Source organism: Pseudomonas sp. TSO6 (assembly GCF_056098905.1).
Genome location: NZ_JBLZWV010000027.1, coordinates 12,531 through 31,245 on the forward strand (window position 1 = coordinate 12,531; position 18,715 = coordinate 31,245).

Below are 18,715 nucleotides of genomic sequence, written 5' to 3' on the forward strand. Positions count from 1 at the left end.
GCTCAGGCGTTTGTTTCGGTGCGCCGGCGCAAGGCGGCGGCAATGAACATGACAAGCAGCGACAGGCCGATCAGCAGGGTCGAGGCCACGGCGATGACCGGGCTCAGGTCCTGGCGCAGGGTGGTCCACATCTTCACCGGCAGGGTCTGCAGGTCGGGGCTGGCCATCATCACGCTCAGCACCACCTCATCCCACGACACCAGGAAGGCGAACAGGCCGCCGGCGATCATCCCCGGGCGAATGGCCGGGAAGGTGACCTTGAAAATCGCCTGCAGGCGCGAGGCACCGCAGATCACTGCGGCATCCTCGATCGACTGGTCGAACAGCTTCAGCGAGTTGATGATCGAGATGATGGTGAAGGGCAGGGCGACGATCACGTGGCTGACCACGAAGGCGAACAGCGTGCCGGTGTAGCCGAGCTTGAGAAACAGTGCGTACACCGCCACGGCGATGATCACCAGCGGCACGATCATCGGCATGGTGAACAGCCCGTACAGCAGCTCGCGGCCGGGGAAGCGGCCACGCACCAGGGCGAAGGCGCTGGGCAGGCCCAGCAGCACGGCGGCGACGGTGGTCAGCACGGCCACTTTCAGGCTGGCCAGTGCGGCGTCCATCCACTCCGGGTTGGAGAAGAACTGGCCGTACCACTTGAAGGTCCAGCCCGGGGGCGGAAACACCAGCCACTGGGACGAGCCGAACGACAGCAACACGATGAACACCACCGGCAGCAACAGGAAGGCCGCAATGACCCCGGTGGTCAGGTACAGGCCCGTACGCAGCGGGCGGCCCATGGCATTGGGAGACAGGAGCATGGCGGTTTACCTCGCGTTGCCAACCGGGGATTCCGGCTGCAGCTTCAGGTACAGGTAGAAGAGCACCAGGGTGATCGCCACAAGCAGTGCGGCGGCGGCGCTGGCCAGGCCCCAGTTGAGGAACGACTGCACCTGCTGGATGATGAATTCGGGCAGCATCATGTTCTGCGCTCCGCCCAGCAGTGCCGGGGTGACGTAGTAACCGAGCGACATCACGAACACCATCAGCGCGCCGGAGAACAGCCCCGAACGGCACAGTGGCAGGAACACTTTCCAGAAGTTGGTCCACGGGCTGGCGCCGCAGATGGAGCCGGCCTGCAGCACCATCGGGTCGATGGCGTGCATGGTGGCCTGCAGCGGCAGCACGATGAACGGGATCATGATGTAGCTCATGCCGATTACCACGCCGGTGAGGTTGTGCACCATTTCCAGCGGGGTATCGATGATACCCATGGCCATCAACGCCTTGTTGATCACACCCGAGCTTTGCAGCAACACCAGCCACGAGTAGGTGCGCGCGAGCAGGCTGGTCCACATCGACAGCAGCACGATGTTCAGCAGCCAGCGGCCCCAGCCCTTGGGCACCAGGGTGATCGCCCAGGCCAGCGGGAAGCCCAGCAGCACGCTGATCAGGGTGACCACACCGGCCACCGAGAAGGTGTTGAACAGCACCCGTGCGTAGGCCGAGTTGGCGAACAGCTGCTCGTAGTTACCCAGCCCCGGCGTTGGCTCCAGCACCCCGCGCAGCAACAGGCCGACCAGTGGGGCGAAGAAGAACAGGCCAAGGAACAGCAGGGCCGGCAGCAGGTTGCGGCTGCCCTTCCAGCGCTGGCTCAGGCTGGCGCGGCGAGGGGCCGTTCCGGGGGCGCCGGTGCCCGTGGGGGCACCTTGCGCGTTATGCAGGGCATTGATGGCGACTTTCATTTGACCAACCACTCATTCCAGCGGGCCGCTATGGCCTGACCGTTCTTGGCCCAGTAGGCGAAGTCGAGGGTGACCTGGTCCTGGGCGTAGGCAGTTGGCAGGTTGGGCGCAAGGTCCTTGTCCAGCTTGGCCACGCTGTCGACGTTGACCGGGGCGTAGGCGGTCTTGTTGGCGAACTCGGCCTGGCCTTCGGCGCTGCTGGCGTTGGCCAGAAACTTCATGGCCGCGTCCTTGTTCTTTGCGCCTTTGGGGATGACCAGGAAATCGGCCATGACCAGGTCCTGTTTCCAGCTCACACCCACAGGTGCACCGTCTTGCTGCAGGGCATAGACACGGCCGTTCCAGAACTGGCCGAGCGAGGCTTCACCCGAGGCCAGCAGTTGCTGCGACTGGGCGCCACCGCCCCACCAGACGATATCTTGCTTGATGGTGTCGAGTTTCTTGAAGGCGCGGTCCAGGTCCAGCGGGTACAGCTTGTCCGGCGCTACGCCGTCGGCCAGCAGGGCCAGCTCCAGCACGCCCGGGCTGGGCCATTTGTACAGGGCGCGTTTGCCCGGGTAGGTCTTGGTGTCGAACAGTGCAGTCCAGTCCACCGGCTTGTTGGCACCGAGCTTGCCTTCGTTGTAGCCCAGTACGAAGGAGAAGAAGAACGAGCCGACGCCATGGTCGGAGACGAAGCGCGGGTCGATCTTGTCGCGCTTGATCTGGGTGAAGTCGAGGGGTTCCAGCAGGCCTTCGCTGGCGGCGCGCAGGGCAAAGTCGGCTTCGACATCGACCACGTCCCATTGCACGTTGCCGCTTTCGACCATGGCCTTGAGCTTGCCGTAGTCGGTGGGGCCGTCCTGCACGACCTTGATGTCGGTGGCTTTGGTGAAGGGTACGGCCCACGCTTCTTTCTGGGCGTCCTGGGTGGTACCGCCCCAGCTGACGAAGTTCAGGCTGTCAGCGGCCTGGGCGGCCTGACATGCCAGGGTCAGCAGGCTGGCGGACAGCACTGCGGTTACACGTTTGCTCAACAGCATGGTTACGCCCTCGTTGCTTTTGTTATTCGAGGCGGGGCTTGTGGTGCGCCCGCCAACAGTGTTCGGGGAGCAGCTAAAACAAAGTGTCTTGGTGGCCGTTTGTGATTGTAGGTGCCGGCCTGCAGATTCAAGGTCTACGGGATATCATATTATGGTATTCCAAGCATTTGGCAAGAGGTATGAGGCGACCGGCCATCACCCCGGCCTCAGGTTTGGTTGCCGGGGCGTTGTGGGAGCGGCCTTGTGTCGCAGGGAGGCCGGAGGTCAGCCCGGCATTACGGGCTCGAACGGAATGCTCTGCACCACCTCCAGCTCATACCCCGCCAGGCCGGCGTACTTCAGTGGTGGCCCCAGGTGACGCAGCTTGCCCACGCCCAGGTCCTGCAGAATCTGCGCCCCGGTTCCGACTTCGGAGTACACCTTCGACTGCCCGCGCTGGTACGGCCTTACCGGCTGGGTCAGCTGCGGCACACGCTCAAGAAGGGCCTGGGAGGATTCATGGTTGGCCAGGATCACCACCACGCCAGCGCCTTCCTCGGCCACCTTCTGTAGCGCCGCCCACAGTGTCCAGTTGGCGGGGCCTGCGTATTCGGCACCGACCAGATCGCGCAACGGGTCGATGACGTGCACCCGCACCAGGGTCGGTTGCTCGCGACGGATGTCGCCCATGACCATGGCCATGTGCACCCCACCTTCAATGCGGTCCTCATAGGTGACCAGACGGAAGGTGCCGTGCACGGTCGGCAGCTCGCGCTCGCCGATGCGCTTGATGGTCTGCTCGGTGCTCAGGCGGTAGTGGATCAGGTCGGCGATGGTGCCGATCTTGATGCCATGCCGGGCGGCGAACACTTCCAGGTCGGGGCGCCGGGCCATGGTGCCGTCATCATTCAGCACCTCAACGATTACCGACGCCGGGCTGAAGCCGGCCAGGCGCGCCAGGTCGCAACCTGCTTCGGTGTGGCCGGCGCGGGTCAGCACGCCGCCTTCGCGGGCGCGCAAGGGGAAGATGTGGCCGGGTTGCACCAGGTCTTCGGGGCGGGCGTTGGCAGCCATGGCCGCCGCCACGGTGCGCGCCCGGTCGGCGGCGGAGATGCCGGTGGTGACGCCGGTAGCCGCCTCGATCGACACGGTGAACGCCGTGCTGAACACGCTGCCGTTAGCCGGTACCATCTGCTCCAGGCCCAGGCGCTGGCAGTGTTCGTCGGTCAGGGTCAGGCAGATCAGGCCACGCGCTTCGCGGGCCATGAAGTTGATGGCCTGGGCGTCGCAACGCTCGGCGGCGATCAGCAGGTCGCCTTCGTTTTCCCGGTCCTCGTCATCCACCAGCAGGACCATCTTGCCTTGCCGGTAGTCCTCGAGAAGCTCCTCGATGGTGTTGAATGCCATGTTGCACGCTCACTGTGGTGGGGTGATTTTTATGGTATACCATCATACACAAATATCGCCTTAACAGGAGAGCAGCGCATGAAGGCCTACTGGATCGCCCATGTGGACGTGACCAACCCCGAGCAGTACCAGCAGTACACCCAACGCGCGCCGGCAGCCTTCGAGGCATTCGGCGGTCGCTTCCTGGCACGTGGCGGGCGCAGCGAGGCGATGGAAGGGCGGCCTACCCCTCAGCGTAGCGTGGTGATCGAGTTCGATTCGTACGAGCAGGCGGTGGCGTGTTATCGGTCCGCGCTGTACCAGAAGGCGTGCAGCCATCGCCAAGGTGTGGCTAAAGCCGAGGTGATCATTGTCGAAGGGTTTGAGCCCTGATGTTGGGCTGATGGCCCTTTCGCGGGTAAACCCGCTCCCACAGGTACACCACAAAGTTCCAGTTCTGTGGTGTACCTGTGGGAGCGGGTTTACCCGCGAAGAGGCCGGACCTGCCTGACGGCATTCCAGCCTCTGCCGCCTGGGTGGGTAAGGTTATTGAAGGTGGACTTTGAGTTCACCGGCCGCCTGGCGCATGGCTGCCTTCACCGCTGGCACCTGACTCAGTGGATTGAGCAGGCCGTAGTCGTGGATCATGCCGTTGTAGCGCACCGAGGTAACGGTTACCCCAGCAGCGTTCAACTTGCGTGCATACGCTTCGCCTTCATCACGTAACACATCGAACTCAGCCGTTTGCACCAGCGCTGGCGGCAAGCCCTTGAGCTGTTCACTGCTGGCCCGCAGCGGCGAGGCGTAGATCTGTTCCCGCGCCTTGGCATCGGTGGTGTAGTTGTCCCAGAACCACTTCATCATCCCGGTGGTCAGAAAGTGCCCTTCGGCAAACTGCTTGTACGATGCCGTCTCGAAGCTGGCATCGGTCACCGGCCACAGCAATAGCTGGAAGCGCAGGGCAGGGGTGCCGGCCTGTTTGGCTTTCAGCGCCACAACTGCCGCCATGTTGCCGCCGACGCTGTTGCCGGCCACCGCCAGGCGCTTGCCGTCCACGCCGATCTCCTTGCCATGCTCGGCCACCCAGCGGGTCGCAGCGTAGGCCTGGTTGATCGCCGTCGGGTAGTGCGCTTCCGGCGACGGGGTGTAGTCCACATAGACCGCCACCGCACCCGAGCCGACCACCAGGTCGCGAATCAGCCGCTGGTGGGTCGGGAAGTCGCCAAGCACCCAACCGCCGCCGTGGAAGAACATGAATACTGGCAGGTCACCCTTCACATTGGCCGGGCGTACCACTTGCAGCTTGATCGACTCGCCGCTGGCCTGGACGGTGCGTTCCATTACTTCGATACCGGAGAGGTCGACCTTGACCGAAGCCTGGGCCCCCGTCAGCACTGCCCGGGCGTCTTTCGGGCTGAGTTGTTCCAGAGGCTTGCCGCCGCCTTGTTCCAGGGCTTCGAGAAACGCCTGGGTGTGCTGCTCGACACTTGGGCTACCCGCAGCGAAAGCGCTGGAAACGGACAGGGCCAGAAGGGAGGCGGTAAGGGTTTTGTGGACAATGTTCATGAGCGAATCCTTTTTCATGCAAGTGTTGGTAGTGGGCGTCTTGCCTGGCCTGTTGGGCCATCGCTGCGACTTGTGCGTAGGTTAGGCAGATGCACTGGCGGGAAAAAGCCGCTATAAAGCGTTTGACTGTCACCATGAGCGAGACAATGAACCCCTACGAAGACATGCGCATCTTTGCCCAGGTCATGGAGGCCGGCAGTTTCACCGCCGCCGCCGACCGCCTGGGCATGTCCAAGCAATCGGTCAGCCGGCGCCTGATGCAGCTCGAAGAGCGCTTGGGCGTACGCCTGCTCAACCGCTCTACCCGGCGCCTGGACGCCACGCCGCTGGGCCAGCACTACTATCAGTCGGCGCTGCGCCTGCTGGGCGAGGTGCAGCAGGTGGAACACGACATCAGCGGCCAGGCCCAGGCCCTGCGCGGCACCTTGCGGCTGAGCGCACCGCTGTCGTTCGCCATGTCACACCTGGGCTGCCTGTTGACCGAGTTTTTGCAATTGCACCCGCAAGTCGATGTCGAGGTGGACCTCAGTGATCGTGCCGTGGACCTGATCGGCGAAGGCTACGACCTGGCGCTGCGTATTGGCGGGCTGGAGGACTCCAGCCTGATTGCGCGGCGCATTGCCAGTGTCGAGCGGGTGTATTGCGCGAGCCCGGCGTACCTGCAGGCGCGGGGTGTACCGCTAAAACCGGAGGATCTGGCCGGGCACGACTACCTGCCCTATGGTCATTCTCGACAGGTGCAGTGGCAGTTCCGCCAGGGCGGCAAGGCGCAGGCGATTCAGGTGACAGGGCGCATGCGTGCGAACAACGGCGAGTTGCTCAGGGATGCCGCTATCGCCGGGATGGGGGTGACCTACCTGCCGACCTTCATCGTTGGGCAGGCATTGGCGGATGGGCGGCTGGTGAATGTACTCGAAGAGTGGACGCCGCCTGCCTTGCAGTTATCAGCGGTGTATCCGCAGCACAGGCAGGTGGCGCGGCCGGTGCAGGAGTTTGTGAGCTTTTTGCGCGAGCGCTTGGTGCAGTTGTAGGCCAGCCTCGGCACCTTGCCGCGAAGCGCAACGCCAGCGGCAAGGCGAGCGCCCGGATCGGCGCCAGGATCAAGCCAGATGGCGGCCCAGCTTGAGGCGCCAGCGCGCCGGCAAAGCGCCCAGCAGGCGCAGCACCAGTATGAAGGTGGCGGGGAAGGCGATTTCCAGCGGGCGGCGTGGCAGGCGCGCGATGATATGAGCGGCGGCGCGTTCGGCGCTCCATAGCTGGGGCATGGGGAAGTCGTTGCGGCGGGTGAGAGGGGTGTCGACGAAGCCGGGGCTGACCAGGGTGACATCGATACCTTCGCCAGCCAGGTCGATGCGCAGGGACTCGACCAGATACCGCAATGCCGCCTTCGACGCGCCATAGGCGCCGGCGCGCGGCAGCGCCAACCAGCTGACCGAACTGCCCATCACCACCAGCTGTGGCTGCTGGCCGCGGCGTAGTAACGGCAGGGCGGCGGCCAGGCAAAGGCAGGTTCCGGTCAGGTTGGTACGTATCACTCGCTCGACCAGCGCCGGGTCGAAGTGCCCCGGCTCCAGGTACTCGCAGGTGCCCGCATTAAGGATCACCTGGTCCAGTGCGCCCCAGGCGCGCTCGATCTCCCCGGCCATCTGCGCCACCTGCCCAGGCTGGTCGATATCGCCCACGGTCAGCAGTACCTGCCCCGGGAACTGCGCGGCCAGTGCCGTCAGCTTGTCTGCGTGGCGTGCACCCAACGCCACCTGATGGCCTTGCTCCAGCAAGTGCAATGCCAGCGCAGCACCAATGCCGCTGCTGGCTCCGGTGAGCCAGCAACGGCTCATGCCAGCCTGCCTTTGAGCCAGCGAATGGCGCTGCCCATGACCGGCACATGCTCGTACAGCAGCGCGCCGGCGTCGAAGTAATCCTGGTGAAAGTGCACCCGCTCATGCCAGCGCAGGTGGCTGCACCCCTGCAGGCTGATCAGCTGCCCACGGGCCAGCTGCGGGTGGCGATATTGCAAGGTCCAGCGAATGTAGCCGTGGCCCGGTTCCAGCTCGTCGGTGCCTTCAAAGCGGTAATGGCACTCGGGCACCTTCGCGTACAACTGGGCGAAATAAGCCCGCAGCGCGGGAAGGCCGGTGAGCTGGTGCAGAGGGTCGCGAAATGCTACGTCCTCGCTGTACAGGTCGTTCAGCAAGTCGAGGTTGTGTGTATCGAGCGTGGCAAAGCGTTCGGCGAAGGATTGCAGGTAGCTGGACATGCACAATACCTGTACAAATTAGGTTCGTTGTACAAGGTATAGTGCAGGTCGCTGTAGAAATCTATACAGAATAATTTTTATGTACATTTTTTTCGTTCGACATGAGATTTTCAGCGCCTGAGAGATCGAGCGCCGCCCGCGCGGCGCTTCGCGAGCTGCGCTCGCTCCTACGTTTGTTTCGGGCCAGTCAAGCCTGTGACAGGTGCACGCGACCGCCTTGTTTGTCTGACGCGATATCGTGCCATGCACCAAGGCGTTCGCGCGCAAATCCCACAGGAATAATTGGCCCGGAACAAACGTAGGAGCGAGCGCAGCTCGCGAAGCGCCGCGCGGGCGGCGCTCGATCTCCCAGGCGCTGACAATCATGCGGCGAAACCCCGCAGCCCGCACTTCTTATCAACCGAGCAACTCACCCAGCCCGATCAGACCGCCATCGAATTCATCCATGGCATCCAGCATCGCTTCGCGCAAGTAAGCCAGCGATGCACGATCGAACAGCAACTGCAACGCCGGCCGCTCGTCACTGCCCACATTCACCACAATCACATTTATCCGTGCCGCTGAAGTCTGCGCTACCGCCCCGACCGGAAACGCCTCTGCACGTAAATCCACCCCGCACAACTTGGCCATCACCGCACTACCATGCACCCCTGACAGCTGCAACCAGGCATGGCTGTCCTGGCGCGGCAGCAGGTAGTTACGCTGTGCATCCTGCACCCACTCTGCTTCTGCGGCAGCCACCCGTGCGCCTTCGTCGGCCAGGCTGCCCAGCAACAGGTACTCGGTCTGCGACAACCGCGCTACCCAGCCGCCGTCGTCCTGACGCGCGGCCTGGTTCGGCTGCTGAGGTAAACGGTAGCCACGTTGCTGCAGGTAGGCAGCACTGTCGCCCCCGCGAAAGCCGACCCGTGCCACATCGGTCAGGTCGGTCAACGCACAGGTGTGCAACAACTCGGCCCGCGGGCTGCGAGGGATAAACGCTTCGGCTTGCAAACTGGTCATGGCTCAGAGCTCCTGGCGCAGGTTGTCGGGATCGTGGAACGGCAGTTGCACCACCTTGGCGTGCACCATCGCGCCGCCCTCCACGCGGATCGGAATGTGCATGCCGGGGGTAGCCTGATGGGCGCCGGCATAGGCCAGGCCGATGATTTGCCCCAAGGTTTGCGAGTACTCGCAGGAAGTGACATTGCCGGTGATGTCCGGCCCGTCCAGTACCAGCTGCCCCTCAAGTGGCTGCGGGCTGCCCTGTGGCAGGGTGAAGCCGACCAGCTTGCGCTTGAGCGGCTGCGCCTCAAGGATTTCGATGGAACGCTTACCGACGAAGAACGGCTTCTTGCGGCCGATGGCCCACTGCATGTCGATCTCTGCCGGGTGGGTCATGCCGTCGGTGTCCTGGCTGATGATCACATGGCCTTTTTCCAGGCGCAGCAGGCGCTGGGTCTCGACACCGAACGGCCGAATACCCAAGCCCGCACCGGCTTGCATCAGCTCGTCCCACAGCCGCTCGGCATGGCGCGCTGGCACATGCACCTCATACCCCAGCTCACCAACGAAGCCGACCCGCAGGATGCGTGCGGGGATGCCGGCCACCTTGCCCTGGCGTACGCCGAGGTAAGGGAAGGCTTCGGCCGACAGGTCCACGTCTTCGCACACCTTGGCCAGCACTTGGCGTGACAGTGGCCCGGCCAGGTTGACGGCGGCCAGGGCTGCGGTAACGTTGGTGATGTCCACGTCCAGGCGCCACTGCGCGTTCCACTTCAGCATCTGTTGGTAGATGCGGTCGACACCGCTGGTAGTGGCGGTGACATAGAAGTGTTGCTCGCCCAGGCGTGCGCAGACGCCGTCGTCTATCACCACGCCCTGTTCATTGGTCATCAGCGCATAGCGGGTGCGGCCGACAGGCAGCTTGGCAAAGCCGAAGGTGTACACGCGCTCCAGCAGTTCTGCAGCGTCGGGGCCGCGTACGTCCAGGCCGCCCAGGGTAGAAACGTCAATCAGGCCGACTTTTTCGCGCACATGGCGGGCTTCTTCCTGCATGCAGCGCTCACGTTCCTCTGGCTTGCCGTAGTAGGCCGGGCGTTGCCAGATACCGGCAGGCATCATTTTCGCCCCGGCTTGCAGGTGGCGGCGGTGCATGGGTGTTTGCCGGTACGGGTCGAAGGCACGACCGGCAACATGCGCCAGCTTTTCGGCCTGGAACGGTGGGCGCGCGGTGGTCACCCCGGTCTCGCTGATGCTGCGGCCGGTGGCATGGGCGACCAGGCGTGCAGTGGGCAGCGCCGAGTGGCGCCCCTGGGACGGGCCCATGCCGACCGTGGAGAAGCGCTTGACCAGTTGTATGTCACGGTAGCCACTGCGGGTGGCGTTGACGATGTCGCGCACTTGCAGGTCTTCGTCGAAGTCGACGAAATCCTTGCCTTTGGGATGCGGGAAAATCGGCCAGGGGAAATTGACCTTGGCTTCGGCGCTGAACACCGGCTGCGACGGCGCTTGCAGGCCCAGCGCTGCCACTGCTTCGGCGGCCCCGCGTGTGGCATCGGCCAGCACGTTGGCCAGCGCGTGACGGCCGTTCACCGAGCCTGCGATATCCAGCCCGGCCGGCAGGTGGCTGAGGGTGAACTCGTCACGGTTGACGTCATAAGCCAGCTTGCCACCGGCCTGGCACAGCAACTGATACACCGGCATGTAGCCCGCCGACATGCACAGCAAGTCGCAGGCCAGGCGCAGGCCATGCGCGCCGACCTTGCCCTGGCCGGTGATCGGGCGAATGTCCACCCCGCTGACATGGCGCATGCCTGTTTCGTGCAGCGCTTCGTACACCGTGCTGCCCAGGTGCACGGGGATATCGCGGCGCTTCAGTTCGGCAGCCAGTGCGGCATCGGCTGGCGCGGCGCGCATATCGACCACGGCAGCCACGGCCACGCCTTGCTCCTGCAGGTCGAGGGCGGCCAGGTAGCCATCATCGTGGCCGGTGAGGATCACCGCGCGCTGGCCCGGCTTGACCGCGTACAGCTTCATCAGCCGCTGGGCGGCGCTGGTCAGCATCACCCCCGGCAGGTCGTTGTTGCGGAACACCACCGGCTGGTCGAACGAACCGGCCGCCACCAGGCAACGGCTGGCGCGCACCTTGTACAAGCGTTTGTGCTGGATCACCGGCAGGTAATTGTCGGTGAACCAGCCGTTGCAGGTGGCCTCCAGCAGCACCTGGATGTTCGGGTGGCCCTCGATGGCGGCCAGCAGCTCCTGGCGCAGGCTGGCGGCGCGGGTGCCGGCGATGTCGAAGCGGGCGTAGGTGAGCGAGCCGCCCAGCACCGGCTGTTGTTCGATCAGCAGCACCTTGGCCCCGGCATTGGCCGCGTCCAGCGCGGCGCGCAGGCCGGCGGGGCCGCCGCCGATCACCGCCACATCAACGAACAGATAGGCTTTGTCGTAATACTGCGGCTTGAAGCCAAGGTCGAGCACGCCCAAGCCGGCCTTCTTGCGAATCAGCGGCTCCCACACTTTCCACATGCCCTTGGGCTTGTAGAACGAGCGGTAATAGAAACCCACCGGCATGAAGCGGGAAAACTTGCCCAGGTAGGCGTCGCGGTCATGCTCCAGGCTGCCGTTGAAATTCTGCCCTTCCACCACCTGGCCCTCGCGGGCGGGCTCCAGGTCGGCCAGCACGTTGGGTTCTTCAGGCAACTGCACCAGGGTGTTGGCATCCTGCCCGGCCATGCTCAGCGGGCCGCGTGGGCGATGGTATTTGAACGAGCGCGACAGCAGCCAGCAACCGCCACCAAGCAGCGCGCTGGCAATGGTGTCACCGGCAAAGCCCTGGCAGGCCTGGCCGTCGAACTGGAAAAGCAAGGGCCGCTCGCGGTCGATCAGCAGGCCCATGGGTGCGGGGAGGCGAGTGTGGCTGTTCATCCGGCAATCTCCGGGGTGGCGGCGGGGATGAAGTCGACGCGGCGGTCGAACAGTGCTTTCGGGTCGAAGGTGCGCAGCACCTGGTCGCTTACCGTGTGGCGCTCGGCCAGGAACCAGTAGCTGGAAGCGTTGTGCAGCCACCACTCGGTCACCACCCCGGCCAGGTTGTCGCTGTTGAACACATAGCCGGCCCACTCGGCGTCGCTGCAGCTGGCGGGGTCGGGCATGTGCTTGAACTCGCCGCCGTAGGTGAACTCGCTGATGTTGCGCGGGCCGTTCAAGGGGCAGGTCAGGATCTTCATCGTCGTTGCTCCTAGTGGCTGGCCGCAGTGGCGCCCATTTCGTTGACTTGCTGGAAGCGGCTGAAGCGCTCCAGGGCGAAGGGGGCGATCATTTCGGGTACCTTGCCGCCGCTGGCCACCAGCTCGGCCATGGTCTTGCCGCAGATGGGCGTGGCCTTGAAGCCCCAGGTGCCCCAGCCGGCGTCCAGGTAGTAGTTGCGTACCGGCGACAGGCCCATGATCGGGCTGTAGTCCGGAGTCATGTCGGTCATCCCGGCCCACTGGCGCATCAGCTTGGCGTTGGCCATGAACGGGAACATCTCGATGGCGTGGGCCAGCAGGCTTTCCTTGAGGTCGAGGGTGGAGCGGGTGTTGTACAGCGGGTATGGGTCGGAGCCGCCACCAAAGACGATTTCGCCACGGCTGGTCTGTTGCACATAGCAATGCAGCGCCGACGAGCTGACCAGCGGATCGAGAAATGGCTTGAACGGTTGGGTGACCATGGCCTGCAGCGGGTAGGTGTGGATCGGCGCACGGATGCCAGCCTTGGCCATCAGCAGCGAACTGGCGCCGGCCACGGCCTGGACCACGCAGCCGCACTGCACCGTGCCACGGTTGGTCTTCACCGCTTCGATGCGGCCATTGCGAATCAGCAGGTCCTGAACTTCGGTCAGCTGGTGGATTTCCACGCCGCGCTTGGCCGCCTGTTTGGCGTAGCCCCAGGCCACTGCGTCATGGCGTGCGGTGGCACCGTCGATGTGCCACAGGCCTGCCAGCACCGGCAGGTGGCCAGGGTCGAGGTTAAGGCTGGGCACCAGTTCGCGAATCTGTTGGCGGTCGATCATTTCGGTGCGCCCGCCAAAGTGTTTGTTAACCTCGGCACGCTGGCGGAAGGCGCGCACGGTGGCATCGGTGTGCGCCAGGGTGAGCTGGCCGCGCTCGGAATACATGATGTTGAAGTCGAACTCGTTCGACAGGTTCTGGAACATGCGCACCGATTCTGCGTAAAAGCGCACACCCTCGCTGGTGAGGTAGTTGGAGCGGATAACCGCAGTGTTGCGTGCGGTATTGCCACCGCCCAGGTAGGCCTTTTCGAGCACGGCGACGTTGGTCACGCCGTGGTACTTGGCCAGGTAGTAGGCGATGGCCAGGCCGTGGCCGCCGCCGCCAATGATCACCACGTCATAACGAGGCTTGAGTTCGCACGGTGGCGGCAGGTCGACCTCCACCGGGTAGTCGGCACTCAGGCCGTATTTCAGCAGGGCGAAAGGCATGCGGTGCGCTCCTGGTGGGCGGCCTGTTGCTGCAGGTCGAGGGCGAGCAGGGTGTTTTTCATCAGGTAGGCGATGGTCATCGGGCCGACGCCACCGGGCACCGGAGTAATGCCGGCGACCTGGGGCAGGGCAGCGGCGAAGTCGACATCACCGACCAGGCGGCTGTGGCCGCCGTCATCGACGCGGTTGATGCCGACGTCTATCACCACCGCGCCGGGCTTGAGCCAGTCGGCACCGATCAGCCGTGGTTTGCCCACCGCGGCCACCAGGATGTCGGCCTGGCGGCACAGCGCCGGCAGGTCGCGGCTGCGCGAGTGCACCACGGTCACCGTGCAGTCGGCCTGCAGCAGCAGGGCAGCCATGGGCTTGCCGACAATGTTCGAGCGGCCGACCACCACCGCATGCTTGCCGCGCAGCTCGCCGCAGGCGTCGCGCAGCAGGCGCATGCAACCGCTGGGGGTGCACGGGGTGAGCACATCGCGGCCCTGGGCCAGGCCACCAACGTTCTCGCTGTGGAAGCCGTCCACGTCCTTGAGCGGGCTGATGGCTTGCAACACAAAGTGCTCGTCGATGTGCGCGGGCAACGGCAGTTGCACCAGGATGCCGTTTACCTCCGGGTCGCGGTTAAGGCGGTCGATCAAGGTCAGCAGGTGGGCCTGGGTGGTGTCGGCGGGCAGGCGATGTTCCAGCGAGCGGATGCCCACCTCTTCGGCGCGCAGCACCTTGTTGCGTACGTACACCTGGCTGGCGGCATCGGCGCCCACCAGCACCACGGCCAGGCCTGGTTGCACGCCGCCCTGGCGCAGTTCCTGCACCTGCGCGCGCACTTCGGCCAGCACCCGCGCGGCGGTGGCCTTGCCGTCGATCAGCTTGACGCTGGGAAGGGCGCTCATTTGAAGATCACCGTGCGGTCGTGGTTAAGGAACACCCGGTGTTCCAGGTGGTATTTCACGGCGCGGGACAGGGCGATGGTCTCGGTGTCGCGGCCAATGGCTACCAGGTCGTCCGGCGCGTAGGCGTGGTCCACGCGCTGTACTTCCTGCTCGATGATCGGGCCCTCGTCCAGGTCGCTGGTCACATAGTGGGCGGTGGCGCCGATCAGCTTGACCCCGCGCTGGTAGGCCTGGTGGTAGGGCTTGGCCCCTTTGAAACCGGGCAGGAACGAGTGATGGATGTTGATCGCCCGGCCCGACAGCTGGCGGCACAGGTCATCGGAGAGGATTTGCATGTAGCGCGCCAGCACCACCAGTTCGGTGCCGGTGTCCTCGACGATGCGCAGCAGCGCGGCTTCCTGTTCGGCCTTGGTGTCTTTGCTCACCGGCAGGTAGACGAAGCGGATGCCCTGGCGCTCGGCCATCGGGCGCAGGTCCAGGTGGTTGGAAACCACGGCGGTGATGTGCATGTCCAGCTCGCCCTTGGCGTGGCGGTACAGCAGGTCGGACAGGCAGTGGTCGAACTTGCTCACCATCAGCAGCACACGCATAGGCCGGGCGCTGCTGTGCAGGCTCCATTGCATGTTGAAGCGCTGGGCCACGTCGGTAAAGCCGGCCTCCAGCTGCGGCGTGTCACCGCTGATACCGGTGTTGAAGCGGAACACGGCGCGCATGAAGAAGCGCCCATTGTCCTCGTCGTCGAACTGCGCCATCTCGCTGATGTAGCAACCGTGCTCGGCCAGGTAGGTGGTCACCGCGGCGACGATGCCAGACACGGCCGGGCAACTGACGCGCAGGATGAAGTGATCGGGAGCGGGGTGCATGTCGGATAGGCCTCGTGATGGAGTGGGGCAGGTCGGGCACAAGGGCAAAAGAAGCTTCGCGAGAGGGCGAAGTGGTGTTTCTTAGTAGGAATATAAATTTCCTTTAGGCGATTTATAGGCGAAATGAGGGGTGCCGGTCTAGCGGTTTGTGAAATTTTTTATCCTGACAGGAAAGTTTTTTTTGAGGCCTTTGCCGGGCTATGCTTGCTCCATGACCACACCACCGCCTCTGCGCCAACCTTGCCCTCCTGGTGCCTGCGACTGCGGCCGCGAACACTTGGTCGATCACCCGCAGGCGGCCCAGCGCATCCTCCTGCTGACCCGACAGGAAGAAAAGCGCCTGCTCGAACGCCTGGAAAACCTCAAGGACCTCGAGGACCTGCACCGCCTGCAGCAACGCCTGTACGAAAACCTTGGCATCCGCGTGCACATTGCCCCCGGCTACAACGAAGTGCGGACCATGCGGGGTATCGTCATTGAACTGGATGACCAGCCGGGTCTGTGCCGCAAGACCCGGCAGTCGATCCCGGCAGCAATTCGGCGCGGGCTGGAGCGCAACCCGCAGGTGGCTTTCCGTCTGCTCGATACCCACGACCTGCTGCGTGATGCCTGACCTTTGATTTCTGCACCGCTTGCTCTTTGTGGGAGCGGCCTTGTGTCGCGATAGGGCTGCGCAGCAGCCCCGGCTATTTCATTGGAAACGCCGAAATCGGGGGGCCGCTTTGCGGCCCTATCGCGACATAAGGCCGCTCCCACACGGTGGCGCGTCAGTTCCTCTAATTTTTTCAACGCTTGCTACGTCTACTTGAAAGCCCCCCTGCACCAGGCGTGCGGCGGCACTTACCATTCAAGGAGACAGGCAATGACTTCCGTTTTCGACCGCGACGATATTCAGTTCCAGGTAGTGGTCAACCACGAAGAGCAGTACTCGATCTGGCCGGACTACAAGGCCATCCCCAACGGCTGGCGTGCCGTGGGCAAGAGTGGTTTGAAAAAGGACTGCCTGGCCTACATCGACGAGGTGTGGACCGACATGCGCCCGCTGAGCCTGCGTCAGAAAATGGCCGAAGCCGCTACTCAGTGACTGCCCTGAACCTGCTGTGCCTGCCGTATTCCGGGGCCAGCGCCATGGTCTACAGCCGCTGGCGGCGCAAGCTGCCAGCCTGGCTGCAAGTGCGCCCGGTGGAGCTACCCGGTCGTGGTGCGCGCATGGCCGAGCCGCTGCACACCAACATGCAAGCCCTGGCCCGGCAACTGGCCAGCGAGCAGCGCCTGGCGGCCAGTGCCCCCTATGCGCTGCTTGGGCACAGCCTGGGCGCGCTGCTGGCCTTCGAGCTGGCCCATGAACTGCAGGCATTGGGCTGCCCGCCACCCTTGGCGCTGTTCGCCTGCGGCACGGCGGCGCCCACGCGGCGTGAGGACTACGACGGCAAGAACTGGCGCGAGCCCAAGAGTGACGCCGAGCTGATCAACGAGTTGCGCGAGCTTCAGGGTACGCCCGAGGAAGTGCTGGCCAATGCGGAGCTGATGAGCCTGACCTTGCCCACCCTGCGCGCGGACTTTTTGCTCTGCGGCACCTACGCCTACCGCCAGCGACCGGCGTTGCAGTGCCCGCTGCACGTGCTGGGCGGCGCGGATGACCGGGCCAGCGACGAGCAATTGCAGGCCTGGCGCCAGGAAACCCACGGCGACTTCTCGCTGCGGATGTTCCCGGGCGGCCACTTCTTCATCCATGAGCAGGAGGACCACGTGCTCGGCGCGCTGACTGCTTCGCTGGAACCGCTTCGGCTTTCTGCCTGATTGACGTTACCGCTTGCCTGGGGGAGGCTAGGCCTTTTCCCAGGCAAGGGGCGGACAATGCTGATCGATCCACACAAGGCCACGCTGCTGGTCGTCGACATCCAGGAAAAACTCATCGGCGCCATGAGCGACCCCGAGGGCACCCGGGCACGGGCGCGCTGGTTGCTGGCTGCGACTGCCGAGCTGGAGTTGCCGACGGTGATTTCCGAGCAGTATCCCAAGGGGCTAGGGCATACCGTGGCGGATCTTCTGGCCGCAGCCCCGGCAGCCGAAGTGGTGGAAAAAAGCCATTTTTCCTGCGTGGCCGCCGAGTGCCTACCGGCCAGCCTGATGGCGCGTGAGCAGGTGATCGTTTGTGGTATGGAAACCCATGTCTGCGTGCTTCAGACGGTGCTTGGCCTGCTGGCGTTGGGCAAGCAGGTGTTCGTGGTCGAGGATGCCTGCGACAGCCGCACGCCGGCCAGCAAGGCGGCGGGGCTGGCGCGCATGCGTGCCGCCGGGGCACAGGTGGTGACCCGTGAGATGGTGTTGTTCGAATTGATGGGCAGTGCCGGCCACCCGCTGTTCCGCCACATCAGCAAAACCTACCTGGTCGGTGAACAGCCCTGAACGGCCGGTTACTGGCTGCCGGGTTGATGGCCCTGGCGCTGCTGCAAGGTTGTGCCGGGCGCCGTGAAGAAGCACCGGAAGCAGACCCGGCCAAGGTCCGCGCCCAGCTGCTGCGGTTGCTGCCTGCGCAGGCCAAGGACCGCGAGGGCTGGGCCAGGGACATTCAGGTGGCTTTCGAAGCCCAGCGTATAACGCCAAGCAAAAGCAATCTGTGCGCGGTACTGGCGGTGACCGAGCAGGAATCGACCTTCACCGCCGACCCGCAGGTGCCCAACCTGGGGCGTATCGCCCGTGAGGAAATCGACCGCCGTGCCGCACGCCTGCATGTTCCCAGGCTGCTGGTCGACGGCGCTCTGAAAACACCTTCAGGCAACGGCCAGAGCTACCAGCAGCGTTTGCAGGCAGTGCGCAGCGAGAAGCAGCTGAGCGAGCTGTATGACGAGGTCATTGCCCGTGTGCCGCTGGGCAAGACTTTGCTGGGCGGGCTGAACCCGGTGCACACCGGCGGGCCGATGCAGGTCAGCATCGACTTCGCCGAAAAGCATGCGCAGGCTTACCCCTACAGCCATGACGGCACGATTCGCCAGGAAGTGTTCACCCGGCGCGGCGGCATGTATTTCGGTATTGCCCACCTGTTGGGCTACCCGGCCAGTTATGAACGCCAGCTGTACCGTTTTGCCGATTTCAACGCAGGCTGGTACGCCAGCCGCAACGCGGCGTTCCAGGCGGCATTGAGCAAGGCGACCGGCGTGCCGCTTGCCCTGGACGGCGACCTGATTGCACCGGGGGCGATCATGCCAGGCACCACCGAGCAGGCCGCGAGAAAGTTGGGGGTGAAGCTGGGGCTGCGTAACCCGCAGATTCGCAGCCAGCTGGAGGAGGGCGACAGCCTGGCGTTCGAAGACAGCAAACTGTACAGCGGAGTATTTGCCCTGGCAGATGCCAAGGCCGGTAAACCGGTGCCACGGGCGGTGTTGCCGGGGATCGAGCTGAAGAGCCCGAAGATCACCCGCAAGCTGACCACGGCATGGTTTGCCGGGCGGGTGGATGAGCGTTATCAGCGGTGCATGAAGCGTTAGTCATGTGTTGCCTGTGCCGGCCTCTTCGCGGGTAAACCCGCTCCCACAGGGTTAGCACTGA

At 64.3% G+C, this 18,715-nt stretch carries 20 protein-coding genes; 7 read left to right on the forward strand and 13 right to left on the reverse strand.

The window, feature by feature from the left end; all coding sequences use genetic code 11:
- Positions 1-2: 2 nt before the first annotated feature.
- From ACN6NG_RS11120 to ribBA, 4 genes are all read right to left on the reverse strand, one after another.
- Positions 3-812, reverse strand: a complete 810-nt coding sequence (locus ACN6NG_RS11120; protein ID WP_016499074.1) for an ABC transporter permease — start codon at positions 810-812, stop codon at positions 3-5.
- A 6-nt stretch (positions 813-818) separates the two neighbouring features.
- Entirely contained in the window at positions 819-1,736 is a 918-nt protein-coding gene (locus tag ACN6NG_RS11125; RefSeq protein ID WP_016499075.1) for an ABC transporter permease, read from the reverse strand.
- Positions 1,733-2,758: an ABC transporter substrate-binding protein gene (locus ACN6NG_RS11130; protein ID WP_474313991.1), complete on the reverse strand. Its 1,026-nt coding sequence runs from the start codon at positions 2,756-2,758 to the stop codon at positions 1,733-1,735. Before ACN6NG_RS11130 ends, ACN6NG_RS11125 begins: the two co-directional genes overlap by 4 nt.
- Before the next feature lie 264 nt (positions 2,759-3,022).
- Positions 3,023-4,144: a bifunctional 3,4-dihydroxy-2-butanone-4-phosphate synthase/GTP cyclohydrolase II gene (ribBA, locus tag ACN6NG_RS11135; protein ID WP_474313993.1), complete on the reverse strand. Its 1,122-nt coding sequence runs from the start codon at positions 4,142-4,144 to the stop codon at positions 3,023-3,025.
- 78 nt (positions 4,145-4,222) lie between these two features.
- Here ribBA and ACN6NG_RS11140 point away from each other — a divergent pair, with 78 nt between their 5' ends.
- Positions 4,223-4,516, forward strand: a complete 294-nt coding sequence (locus ACN6NG_RS11140) for a DUF1330 domain-containing protein (protein WP_197898075.1) — start codon at positions 4,223-4,225, stop codon at positions 4,514-4,516.
- A 153-nt stretch (positions 4,517-4,669) separates the two neighbouring features.
- Here the strand turns inward: ACN6NG_RS11140 and ACN6NG_RS11145 are convergent, their stop codons facing one another.
- Positions 4,670-5,689: an alpha/beta hydrolase gene (locus tag ACN6NG_RS11145; RefSeq protein ID WP_353456761.1), complete on the reverse strand. Its 1,020-nt coding sequence runs from the start codon at positions 5,687-5,689 to the stop codon at positions 4,670-4,672.
- Between the two features lie 146 nt (positions 5,690-5,835).
- Here ACN6NG_RS11145 and ACN6NG_RS11150 point away from each other — a divergent pair, with 146 nt between their 5' ends.
- A complete protein-coding gene (locus ACN6NG_RS11150) occupies positions 5,836-6,720 on the forward strand; it encodes a LysR family transcriptional regulator (RefSeq protein WP_197898074.1) in 885 nt (294 codons plus the stop codon).
- Between the two features lie 69 nt (positions 6,721-6,789).
- Here ACN6NG_RS11150 and ACN6NG_RS11155 read toward each other — a convergent pair whose 3' ends face one another.
- From ACN6NG_RS11155 to purU, 8 genes are all read right to left on the reverse strand, one after another.
- Positions 6,790-7,527: an SDR family NAD(P)-dependent oxidoreductase gene (locus ACN6NG_RS11155; protein WP_063426829.1), complete on the reverse strand. Its 738-nt coding sequence runs from the start codon at positions 7,525-7,527 to the stop codon at positions 6,790-6,792.
- The gene (locus ACN6NG_RS11160; protein WP_049274767.1) at positions 7,524-7,946 is read right to left on the reverse strand and encodes a nuclear transport factor 2 family protein; all 423 of its coding nucleotides are present in this window, start codon (positions 7,944-7,946) and stop codon (positions 7,524-7,526) included. The genes ACN6NG_RS11155 and ACN6NG_RS11160 overlap by 4 nt, the downstream gene beginning before the upstream one ends.
- Before the next feature lie 396 nt (positions 7,947-8,342).
- Entirely contained in the window at positions 8,343-8,948 is a 606-nt protein-coding gene (locus ACN6NG_RS11165; protein WP_197898072.1) for a sarcosine oxidase subunit gamma, read from the reverse strand.
- A gap of 3 nt (positions 8,949-8,951) precedes the next feature.
- Positions 8,952-11,855 carry a 2Fe-2S iron-sulfur cluster-binding protein gene (locus ACN6NG_RS11170; protein ID WP_474313994.1) on the reverse strand — a complete coding sequence of 968 codons (2,904 nt, stop codon included), beginning with the start codon at positions 11,853-11,855 and terminating at the stop codon, positions 8,952-8,954.
- The gene (locus ACN6NG_RS11175) at positions 11,852-12,157 is read right to left on the reverse strand and encodes a sarcosine oxidase subunit delta (RefSeq protein ID WP_474313995.1); all 306 of its coding nucleotides are present in this window, start codon (positions 12,155-12,157) and stop codon (positions 11,852-11,854) included. Before ACN6NG_RS11175 ends, ACN6NG_RS11170 begins: the two co-directional genes overlap by 4 nt.
- An 11-nt stretch (positions 12,158-12,168) precedes the next feature.
- Positions 12,169-13,410 (reverse strand): FAD-dependent oxidoreductase, encoded by a 1,242-nt coding sequence (locus ACN6NG_RS11180; RefSeq protein ID WP_474313997.1) that lies wholly within the window; start codon positions 13,408-13,410, stop codon positions 12,169-12,171.
- Entirely contained in the window at positions 13,392-14,303 is a 912-nt protein-coding gene (gene folD, locus ACN6NG_RS11185) for a bifunctional methylenetetrahydrofolate dehydrogenase/methenyltetrahydrofolate cyclohydrolase FolD (RefSeq protein WP_474313999.1), read from the reverse strand. Before folD ends, ACN6NG_RS11180 begins: the two co-directional genes overlap by 19 nt.
- On the reverse strand, positions 14,300-15,166 hold the full coding sequence (gene purU, locus ACN6NG_RS11190; RefSeq protein ID WP_063426822.1) for a formyltetrahydrofolate deformylase: 867 nt from the start codon (positions 15,164-15,166) through the stop codon (positions 14,300-14,302). Before purU ends, folD begins: the two co-directional genes overlap by 4 nt.
- Before the next feature lie 211 nt (positions 15,167-15,377).
- Between purU and ACN6NG_RS11195 the strand changes: the two genes are divergently transcribed.
- The 5 genes from ACN6NG_RS11195 to ACN6NG_RS11215 all read left to right on the forward strand — a co-directional run bounded on the left by ACN6NG_RS11195 (position 15,378) and on the right by ACN6NG_RS11215 (position 18,654).
- The gene (locus ACN6NG_RS11195; RefSeq protein ID WP_063426820.1) at positions 15,378-15,779 is read left to right on the forward strand and encodes a hypothetical protein; all 402 of its coding nucleotides are present in this window, start codon (positions 15,378-15,380) and stop codon (positions 15,777-15,779) included.
- Positions 15,780-16,028: 249 nt separating this feature from the next.
- Positions 16,029-16,250: an MbtH family protein gene (locus ACN6NG_RS11200; protein ID WP_016499090.1), complete on the forward strand. Its 222-nt coding sequence runs from the start codon at positions 16,029-16,031 to the stop codon at positions 16,248-16,250.
- Positions 16,247-16,966 (forward strand): thioesterase II family protein, encoded by a 720-nt coding sequence (locus tag ACN6NG_RS11205; protein WP_474314000.1) that lies wholly within the window; start codon positions 16,247-16,249, stop codon positions 16,964-16,966. The genes ACN6NG_RS11200 and ACN6NG_RS11205 overlap by 4 nt, the downstream gene beginning before the upstream one ends.
- Positions 16,967-17,023: 57 nt before the next feature.
- Positions 17,024-17,575: a hydrolase gene (locus ACN6NG_RS11210; RefSeq protein ID WP_063426817.1), complete on the forward strand. Its 552-nt coding sequence runs from the start codon at positions 17,024-17,026 to the stop codon at positions 17,573-17,575.
- A 26-nt stretch (positions 17,576-17,601) separates the two neighbouring features.
- A complete protein-coding gene (locus ACN6NG_RS11215) occupies positions 17,602-18,654 on the forward strand; it encodes a DUF1615 domain-containing protein (RefSeq protein ID WP_353456756.1) in 1,053 nt (350 codons plus the stop codon).
- Positions 18,655-18,715 lie beyond the last annotated feature (61 nt).